At 45.6% G+C, this 9953-nt stretch carries 10 protein-coding genes; 4 read left to right on the top strand and 6 right to left on the bottom strand.

What is annotated here, in order from left to right:
- Nucleotides 1-8: 8 nt before the first annotated feature.
- The 3 genes from N746_RS0107030 to N746_RS0107040 are packed head-to-tail and all read left to right on the top strand — an operon-like array spanning nt 9 to nt 3409.
- The gene (locus tag N746_RS0107030) at nt 9-671 is read left to right on the top strand and encodes a fused DSP-PTPase phosphatase/NAD kinase-like protein (RefSeq protein ID WP_029935209.1); all 663 of its coding nucleotides are present in this window, start codon (nt 9-11) and stop codon (nt 669-671) included.
- 37 nt (nt 672-708) lie between these two features.
- Nucleotides 709-2472: a lipid A export permease/ATP-binding protein MsbA gene (msbA, locus tag N746_RS0107035; RefSeq protein ID WP_029935210.1), complete on the top strand. Its 1764-nt coding sequence runs from the start codon at nt 709-711 to the stop codon at nt 2470-2472.
- Nucleotides 2450-3409 (top strand): LpxL/LpxP family acyltransferase, encoded by a 960-nt coding sequence (locus tag N746_RS0107040; protein WP_029935212.1) that lies wholly within the window; start codon nt 2450-2452, stop codon nt 3407-3409. Before msbA ends, N746_RS0107040 begins: the two co-directional genes overlap by 23 nt.
- A 70-nt stretch (nt 3410-3479) precedes the next feature.
- On the opposite strand, the gene N746_RS0107045 is transcribed toward N746_RS0107040, so the two are convergent.
- The 6 genes from N746_RS0107045 to N746_RS0107070 all read right to left on the bottom strand — a co-directional run bounded on the left by N746_RS0107045 (nt 3480) and on the right by N746_RS0107070 (nt 9557).
- Nucleotides 3480-3761, bottom strand: a complete 282-nt coding sequence (locus N746_RS0107045) for a ComEA family DNA-binding protein (RefSeq protein ID WP_029935213.1) — start codon at nt 3759-3761, stop codon at nt 3480-3482.
- A 253-nt stretch (nt 3762-4014) separates the two neighbouring features.
- A complete protein-coding gene (locus N746_RS0107050) occupies nt 4015-4977 on the bottom strand; it encodes a LysR family transcriptional regulator (RefSeq protein WP_029935215.1) in 963 nt (320 codons plus the stop codon).
- Between the two features lie 188 nt (nt 4978-5165).
- Complete coding sequence (locus N746_RS0107055) at nt 5166-6407, bottom strand: FAD-dependent oxidoreductase (protein ID WP_029935217.1); 1242 nt, start codon at nt 6405-6407, stop codon at nt 5166-5168.
- Entirely contained in the window at nt 6407-7636 is a 1230-nt protein-coding gene (locus N746_RS0107060; RefSeq protein WP_051678567.1) for an FAD-dependent monooxygenase, read from the bottom strand. The genes N746_RS0107055 and N746_RS0107060 overlap by 1 nt, the downstream gene beginning before the upstream one ends.
- Nucleotides 7612-8955, bottom strand: a complete 1344-nt coding sequence (gene pepP / locus N746_RS0107065; RefSeq protein WP_029935221.1) for a Xaa-Pro aminopeptidase — start codon at nt 8953-8955, stop codon at nt 7612-7614. The genes N746_RS0107060 and pepP overlap by 25 nt, the downstream gene beginning before the upstream one ends.
- Before the next feature lie 29 nt (nt 8956-8984).
- Entirely contained in the window at nt 8985-9557 is a 573-nt protein-coding gene (locus N746_RS0107070; protein ID WP_029935223.1) for a UPF0149 family protein, read from the bottom strand.
- A 126-nt stretch (nt 9558-9683) separates the two neighbouring features.
- Between N746_RS0107070 and N746_RS0107075 the strand changes: the two genes are divergently transcribed.
- Complete coding sequence (locus N746_RS0107075) at nt 9684-9953, top strand: cell division protein ZapA (protein ID WP_029935226.1); 270 nt, start codon at nt 9684-9686, stop codon at nt 9951-9953.

The following is a 9953-nucleotide window of genomic DNA, read 5'->3' on the forward strand; positions in this document are numbered from 1 at the left end:
ATTTTCGAATGGACAGGTTAAACACCCGCTGGGGAAGACTAAAAGCTTATTTAGACGCATGGTTTGTCGATCATGAAATTTTACGCATGATTTATCGGAACTTTTACGCCTTATCTGACCAAGCCTTTCGTAGCAATCATCCCTCTGCCGCTTTTATCGCTAAGCTTCAAAAAAAACACGGCCTAAAAACCATTATCAGTTTACGTCGAGCCGACCAATCTGGGCCCTATTTATTAGAGAAAGAGGCTTGTGATCGACTAGGTATAACCTTAATAAATCATCCTATGTCATCAAGAAGTTTACCCGACGTAGATAAAGTATTAGCGGCTAAACAGATTTTAGAAACCGCCCAATACCCGATTTTAATCCATTGTAAATCAGGCGCAGACCGCGCCGGATTATTGAGTGTTTTTTACAAACACTTTATTGAAAAAGAACCACTTGAGCTAGCGGTAAAACAATTGAGCATGAAATACGGGCATTTTCGCTGGGCGGACACAGGCAAACTAGATTTCTTCTTTGATAGTTTTTTCGCCTACCAAGCCATCCATCCTGAAATCGATTTTTTAACTTGGCTACAAACGGTCTATGATAAACCCAGGTTGAATGCACAATTTAAAAGTGCCGGCTGGGCCAACATTGTGGTCAATAAAATTCTAAAGCGTGAATAAATCCACCTAAAACTAAAAAGGCAACGCTCCAACTTATATGTTTGATAAACACACCCTCACTCTCTACCGTCGGTTATTAGGCTACATCAAGTCTTATAAAGGCATGATTGCGCTTACATTATTTATGTTGGTAACCATTGCAGCCATGGAACCAGCGACTGCCGCTATTTTAAAAGACCTGGTGGATCGAAGCTTGATTGAAAAAGACCCAGATAGTTTTTTAATTTTGCCGTTAATGCTTGCTGGGGTATTTATTGTTAAGGGTGTCGCTGAATACTTCAGTAAAGTGGCGAGCCAATGGATTGCGCAAAAAGCGATTCTGCAAATTCGAGCTGATATGCATCGCAAAATGCAGTTTTTGCCATTACCGATCTTTCAACAGTATTCGACTGGTACCTTAATGTCGAAGATTACCTATGATGTTGCCCAAACCAGTAACGCCCTATCCGAGGCCTGGATTGTGATTATTCGTGATTCTTTGATTGTGTTAGCTCTATTCGGCTACATGCTTTATATTTCTTGGGAGTTGACTTTACTGATGCTGCTAGTTGGCCCAGTCGTGGCCTGGATTATTAATAAAGCCAGTAAGTTGATGCGCCAGTCAAGTAAACACATGCAAAGTAACATGGGTCAACTCACCCACCAGCTAGAAGAAGGCCTAGTTGGCCATCGTGATATTAAAATGTATGGCGCTGAAAGTTATGAACAAGCCCGTTTCCACTACACGGCCAACGAACTGTTTAAACACACCCTTCGGGTTACAAAAGTAGCGGCGTTAAATGTGCCCTTGGTACAAGTTTTAGCCGCCCTCGCCCTATCTGGTGTGATTTACATCGCGATGCAACTATCCGCGCAAGATGCTTTTACGCCCGGTGAACTCTTGTCCTACATTACCGCGATGGCGTTAACTTTTGAGCCAATTCGTCGATTGACCAATGTGAACCTTGTGATACAAAAAGGTATGGCGGCTTCTGAAAGTATTTTTGAGATGCTGGATCAGCCAGAAGAAGCCAACCCAGGGCAACTACGCCCCGCTATTCAAGGTAAAATTGAATTTAAAAATGTCAACTTTCAATATCTCAATAGTGATAATTTGGCATTAAAAAACTTCAGTTTAGATTTTCCGCCCTACAAAACTACCGCTTTAGTCGGCCAATCTGGCAGCGGAAAAACCACCTTGGTCAATTTGATCGCACGCTTTTATTTACCCAGCGATGGTGAGATTTTATTAGATGACACGCCTTTAAACGCGTTTGATCTGAACTATCTGCGCCAACAAATTGCATTTGTTAGCCAGAACGTAGTGTTGTTTAATGACTCGGTGCGCGCCAATATTGCTTATGGTCATACTGAATATGATGAACAAGCCATCATTCAGGCCGCTAAAGATGCGCATGCCTGGGAGTTTATTGAAAAGCTACCACAAGGTTTGGATACAACCATTGGGGATAATGGCGCGCTTTTATCCGGTGGACAACGCCAGCGTTTGGCGATTGCACGTGCCTTTTTGAAAAATGCGCCGATTCTAATTCTAGATGAGGCCACCTCAGCCTTGGATAATCAAAGCGAAACCATGATTCAGATTGCGATGGATAAATTACGTCGTGATCGAACCGTGATCATCATCGCTCACCGTTTAAGCACGATTGAAAATGCGGATCAGATCGTAGTAATGGAGCACGGCGAACTCAAAGAATTAGGAAGCCATCAACAACTGTTAGCCCTTAACGGAATGTATGCCGGCTTATATCAACAAGGTGCACTTGAGGAAACAACGCATGTCTCAAGCCATTCAATTTAAGAAACAATTTTTATGCCCTCGTTATTGGGGAATTTGGTTGGGTGTCGGTTTGCTACGCCTGCTGAGTTTTCTGCCCTACCAAACTAAATTTTCCCTAGGTCCGGCTTTAGGGCGTGTCATGTATTGGCTATCCGGCGGACGACGCAAACTAGCACGGCAGAATATCCGCTTAGCGTTTCCTAATCATTCCGATACTCAGACTGAACAATTGCTAAAAGATCATTTTGCATCTTTAGGCATCAGCTTAATGGAAACTGCGATTGTTTGGTGGGGGGACTATCGTAAGCATCCCAATAAGGGATTTGAGCGCAACCTAGTGCATTATGAAGGCATAGAGAACCTTAAGAAAGCTCAAGCCCGTGGCAAAGGTGTACTGATCCTTGCCCCGCACTTTACCACGCTCGAAATGACAGGATTGTTTGTGTCATTTCTAACTCACTTTAACGCGATTTATCGGCCACATGATAATCCACTGATGGACTATTTGATTGCTAAAGGCCGCTCAATCCCATTGGCTGATGGACGTTGCGCGCATCCAATTGCGAATCACAACACTCGTAGCATGTTAAAGGTTTTGCGCAAAGGTGAAAGCATGGTAATCCTGCCCGACCAGCGTTATCGAGCACGAGGTCATGTAAAAGTACCGTTTTTTGGTCACATGACGCGTAGTAACCCAGCCACCTCAAAAATTGCCAAACTAACCAATTGTGCAGTTGTGCCTTGCTTAACCGAACGCACAACAGATAACCGCTACATAGTGACGTTTTTACCAGCACTGGAAAATTTTCCATCCGATAGTGCCGAACAAGATACCTTACGTTTACACGCGATTTATGAGCAGGCTATTAAGAACAACCCAACCCAGTATTTATGGGTTCACAATCGCTGGGATTTAAAGTTAAACAGAAAAGGTGAGATTATTTCACGCAAACCTTAAATAATTCTAAAACTCAGTTCATAAAAAAACCGTCACTTGGACGGTTTTTTTATGATTCAAACTCAGTCTACTAAGGTAGATTTCCTTCCAGCTTTATATCATCAGCATTTTTTTCTAGCGTCTTAGGACCAATACCTTTTACTTTTCCAAGATCCTCTAGACTTCCAAAATTACCGTGTTGTTCACGGTATTCAACAATCGCTTGGGCTTTCACCATGCCAACACCGTTCAGTGAACTGGCAATTTTTTGCGCGTCCGCTTGGTTAACATTAACGGGTGCCGCCCAAACACTGATCGAAAACACCAGACCAGCTAAACCCAATAACAACTTACTGATTTGTTTATTCTTCATCCTACCGCTCCTTATATTATTGATTAGCCTTAAAAACTCGTTAAAAGTCTAAGACTTAGCCAAACTAAAAAACAGCACTCATGAAAAGTACGAAGTCGGTATGAATTCAAAAGAGATGGTAAATAGTTTACTATTTAATTGATCTCGATCAATTTTTGAAGGGAGGAACGACTAAAATAAATGAAAGTTTGAACGGAAAGATGACTTCCGCTCAAACAATATGATAGCTAAACTCTATATAAAAAGCGCGCGTTTAGTCGTAATGCGTGCTGTAGCGCTTTTGCTCTGTCTTATCAGGCACTTCAAAGCCTTGTTCAACCGCTTTTTCTTTACAATAAGCCACCGCGAAATCAAGCAACTCACCCACGGCGCGGTGACGGAACTTGTGCTTCTGACGCACATGTGAGAACGGACGGCGTAATGGTGGATTCAATGGCAACGCTTTTAGGGTGCCGAGCTTCAGCTCTTTCATCAAAGTCGTACGTGACACAATGGCCAGACCAACATCGGCTTCAACCGCCATTTTGACCGATTCAGGTGCACCTAACTCCATCACGATATTAAAGTCGCTCATGCTCAAACCTTGTTCGCGTACGTAACTGTCAATCACAGAACGCGAACCCGAACCTTCTTCACGGTTAATAAAGGGATACTTACGTACATCTTCAATTGTCACTTCGGTGCGTTTTGCCAACGGGTGATCCATTGGGCAAATGACTTGCATTTCGTCAATGCGGCAGACTTCCACTTCTAGGTTTTTATTGTTTACTGGCGCTTCGACCAATCCCAGGTCAATCATATTGTTTTCAACCATCGATACAATTGCATCGGTGTTACCAACCTGTAGACGAATATTGACGTCTTTAAACTGTTTTTTAAACGCACCCAATAAACAAGGCAACATGTATTCCGCAATCGTCGTACTCGCGCCAATTACCAAACTTCCTGAAACCTCACCGGTTAGGTCACGCACCTGCGAGTTCATTTTTTCACACAGCTCTAAAATATTGTCTGAAAACTCGTACACCACGCGACCAGCGTCAGTCAGCGTAATTTTGTTGTGCGTTCGGTCAAATAAGCGTGTATTAAAGAAATCTTCGAGTTGTTTAACCTGAAAAGTGACCGCAGGCTGAGTCATGTGCAAAGTTTCTGCCGCTTTGGTGAAACTCATGACTTTGGCTACAGTATGAAACACTTGGAGACGTCTATCGGCCATTGCGTTTGCCCTTACTATTAGATAGGTTTTTCATAAAATATATTGATCGTAGGAATATAGGCGTTAATGACAAAAATGTCAAAGTAAACTTAGTTTTTAGCTATTACCAAGCCTCAGTGTCTTCTTTATACCACCCGCTTTATACAAGACTTGCGACACCATGCCACCGCTTAAATTGAACCAACTTATTAATGTGACTTTTTAGCCAGGTTTGGTAATGGGTCACGGCCATATAAAGCCTGTTGGATTAACCAATTTTTTAAAGGTTTCGCTACATTGGCTAAAGGCAATAAACGTTGGCGTAATTGATCTTTCATTCCGTGATCCGATTTAAACAACCAATCAAAGCCTTCCATTGCGCGTTGTACAATCAGGTTATCTCCTTTGCGCCAACGTTCGTAACGACGTAGCACAGCTTGGTCACCTAAGTACTCGCCCGCTCGCTTGGCCTGCAACAGCACATCTACCAAGGTTGCGGCATCCAACAAGCCCAAATTCACGCCTTGACCGGCTTGTGGATGAATCGTGTGTGCTGCATCTCCCACCAAGGCTAGATTCGGCTTAACATACTGTTGTGCATGACGACGCGTGAGCGGAAACGCGGCACGTGTCCAGGTTTGAGTTATTTCGCCTAAACGCCCATCTGAGGCTTTAAACAACTCAGCACGATAATCTTCTTCAGATAAATCCAGCGCCCATTGCATTTTTTCGACTGGCAGATACCAAGCAATCGAGCTGACATTGTCATCCATTGCCAAATATGCAAACGGGCCATCGGCTTGATAACGTTGCCAACAGGTATCTTGGTGCGGTGCTTGAGTCCGCACACAACCCACCACAGCACATTGTGCATAATCGTGTTGATCCAACCCAATGCCGGCGAGGCTTCTAACTTGCGAAAAGGCGCCGTCCGCCCCGATTAATAAGGACGTTTGCATCTCGGCCAAGCCTTCCACTGATAACCAGGCCTGGTGATTATCGAACCGCAGATTTTGCAAACTGTGACCGCAAAACACCTGCACACCGGCCGGTTCCAACTGCTCCCATAAGGCCGCTTGAATCACTTGGTTTTCGACGACATAACCCAAATTCGGTTCGTTTAACGAGGCGGCATCAAAACTGATTTCAGCATCCGTAGCGTCCTCCCAAATGCGCATCGCAATAAACGCATGCGCTCGGCGCCGCTCAATGCCTTGCCAAGCATTCAGGTGGCGCAAAATATTTTCTGACGCGCGTGTTAACGCACTCACTCGTGCTTGATAGGGTTTGTTATCCGACCAGCTCAGATCGGGTTCGTTGCGCTCCAACAAGGCTACGTTTACACCGCCTTGTGCCAACCCCAGCGCCGTGGCCGCGCCCACCATGCCGCCGCCCACAATCACGACATCAAACTTTAACGGGGCCATTTGTGCATCGGTGTTTTGAGTCATTATTTAGCTCCCTGCTTTGCGCCTTGCATCGAAAACCGGGCTAAGCGTCGTTTGAGCTTGGGTAGGGCTTGCAAGGTCATCATGGCTAAACCACGCGCATGTCCCACCAAGGGCGACGAGTGTTCAAAAATCCGAATCAGGCTGTCGGTTAAGCCCATCACCTTTTGATGATCGGTTTGGCGTTGTTGCTCATAATGCGCTAAAAATGATGGCTCGGTTAGATTCACCAGGCCTGGTTGCAAGCCTTGTAAAAAATCATCGACATCGCGCAGCCCCAAGTTTAAACCTTGCGCGGCGACGGGATGCTGAGTGTGTGATGCATTGCCCATCAGCACCGCATGACCTTTTACCACACCCTTTACATAGGTTTCTTTCAGCGGGTAGGCGACTCTAGGACTTAGGTTTTGATAGGCGCCAAAACGCTCACCCATTTTTTGACTGAAGGCTTGAAGGAACTCAGCATCCGATAAACTCAGTAGCGATTGGTAATTGGCATCTGACGCCACATATACCAGCTTGTGCGTCGCCGTATTAAGCGGCAATAACGCCACCGGCCCTTCATTGGTAAAACGTTCAAATGCCCAGTTTTGATGCGGTTTTTCAGTGTCGACCTGCGCTAAAATTGCCCAAGCGCCATAGTTTTTCTGCTGTAAGGTTAAGCCCATAGTTTGGCGAACTTGAGAGTCGGTGCCATCCGCGCCCACCACTAAACGAGCGCGACGTTCAATAACTTGCTCACCCTGCTGCAAACTCACTTCCACGCCGTCGGCCAACTCTTTAAAACTTAAAATCTTAGCAGGACAATGCAAACGAATCTCCGAGTTGGCTTGAACTTTTTGCCACAACACACGCCCTAAATCGCTGGCGCGAATGCTATAACCTAAAGCCGGCACATCTAACTCATCCGAGTGCATCAGGGTCAAGCCCAAATAACCTTGTTGCGACACATGAACATGGTGAATTTCAGTCACATAAGGCTGTAGATCTGCCCAAACATTCAGGTCTTGTAAAATTAAGCGCGAACCTTCAGATAAAGCCAACACACGCCCATCAAACGAATTGGGCTGACCGGAGTCGGGTGCAAAAACTTCAATTAAATCTACCTGCGCGCCGCGTTGCGCCATCCCTAATGCCAGCGTTAAGCCCACTGGGCCACCGCCCGCAATCACGAGGTCACAATCATATTGCGCGTTAGATGATGCGTTCAAATCCGGTTGGTTTGCATCCACTGCTCTATCTCCTCCACCGTGCGCGGCAATCGCAGCGCGCCTTGGGTTAATATCTCGTGACCGTTTTCGGTAACCAGTACATCATCTTCAATTCGAATGCCGATACCCTGCCATTGCGTTTCAATATCTTTTAAGCCTTTTGGAATATACAAGCCAGGCTCCACCGTCACGACCATACCCGGTTCAAAACTACGCCATTCGCCGTTGATTTTATAACGCCCAACATCGTGCACATCCAAACCTAACCAATGTCCAGTGCCGTGCATAAAAAAGCGTTTAAACGCTTCTTTTTCTAACAATTCATCTAATTCGCCGTGCAAAATCTCCAGCTCAATTAAACCGATGGTGATGACCTCAGCGCTGGCCTGGTGCATTAGATTATAAGGCTGCCCGGGTTGCACCGCGTTGATCGCCGCTTGCTGGGCTTTAAGCACCAGGTTATACAAGTGTTTTTGTGGTTCGCTAAAACGTCCGTTGATCGGATAGGTATGGCTGATATCGCCCGCATAGCCTTGCCATTCAGCGCCCGCATCCAGCAAAATCAAATCGCCATCTTGTAATTGAGTTTGATTTTCGGTGTAGTGCAAAATACAGGCGTTTTCGCCCGCCGCCGCAATCGTGTTAAACGCGACACGCGGCGAACCGGCTAGGCGGAATTCGTGTTCAATCGCACTTTGAATTTGATATTCGTAAGCACCAGGCCTGGTGGCACGCATCGCCGCTAAATGACCGGCGACAGAAATTTGCGCGGCTTGACGCATAACCTCAATTTCTTGCGGCGACTTAAATAGACGTTGTTCATGCAACACCGTATCTAAATCATTCAAGCTAGTCGGCACCGTCACGCCTTTACGCACTTGGGTTTTAAGCTCGGATAACCAATCTGCCATGCGGCCACTCCATTCCGCCAAATGGCCAAAACTGAAATAAACCTGCTTGGCATGGGTTAAGAATTGTGGCGCGATTTCATCCAAATCATCAATCGACCAGGCCTGGTCAATATTTAACTGAGCCGGGGCATCTTCCACACCTAAGCGTTTACCCTGCCAGGTTTCTTGTTCAGGATCTTTAGGACGACAGAATAACCAGGCCTGGTGGTGGGGTTGTTCATAATCCGTATCGGCTAATACTTCAGTGCGAACCAGTACCAACACTGAATCCGGTTCGGTAAAACCGGTGAGATAGATAAAATCACTGTCGGCTCGAAATGGGTATTCCACATCCCGATTACGAATTTGCTCTTCGCCGGAATGGATTAAGGCGACACTACCGGCAGGCAATTTTTCGAGCAAATCTTGACGACGTTGAGCAAAGTTCATAATCGATTTCCGTGAATAGACGTTGCGGTTTAATGCAAAGTGGGTTTTTTATCTTCGTCTGGAATTGGAATAGGTTGTTGTGGCACCGGATTGAGTTCGTCATACACCATAATCGCCCCCATGCGCACAAATTCAACTAATTCAGTTAAATTATCATCGGCTTTGTCATCCGGTTCTTCCGGCACTTCTAACAAGGATATTTCGCCAAAATCATTCAGCAACTCACTCACTTCGCGCGACAACTCGCCTAAACTGCCTAAGCCCATGCCATATAAGAATCCCTCACACCACTCAGCCAAATGCCTTCCTCGTTGAGCTAAAGGATCATCATCAGCTGGCAGTAGCATCTCAAAATCACATTCCGCGCTGTTTAAGCCGGCCAAAGTATCCATATAAAGCTGGTGTAATGCGACCAAAAAAGACTCTTTAATCGCCCCCATTCCACCTTCATCAACCAGACGTTTAATCCATTGCGCCTCGGTCATACTGGGTGTGCTAGAAAGCTGCCCCACCAGCATCCCCTGTACAAATGAGGCCGACTCTAATTGCGAATAAGGCGCAAACGCGTCCGCGTATTCGTTAAAACTTAACTTTGTGTTCATCTGAAACAGTCTTTTGCTACAATAATTAAGGCGCAATCATATCATAGGCATTTAGCAAAAGCCTATCTGGCCGCGCCAAAACTAGCCCGCGATTTATGACAGCACGACTCTTAAGGAGCCCGCAAAATGCTACACCTCACACTGATGAACCATCACTTTGAAGTCCCTTGTGAGGATAGCGAACGTGAAGCGCTGGTTGAAGCTGCTACTTTGCTCGAAGATAAGCTAGATCAAGTTACGCACTTAAAAGGCGAAAACAAGATTCTAATGGTTGCTCTCAACCTATGTTACGACTATGTACAAATGAAGCGCGATACTATGCAGTATTCCGACCATTTGGAAAAACAGCTTGAAGGCTTGATGCAAAGCTTAGTCGAAGAGTCTACGACGAACTAA

Source organism: Thiomicrospira pelophila DSM 1534, from assembly GCF_000711195.1.
Taxonomy (GTDB): domain Bacteria; phylum Pseudomonadota; class Gammaproteobacteria; order Thiomicrospirales; family Thiomicrospiraceae; genus Thiomicrospira; species Thiomicrospira pelophila.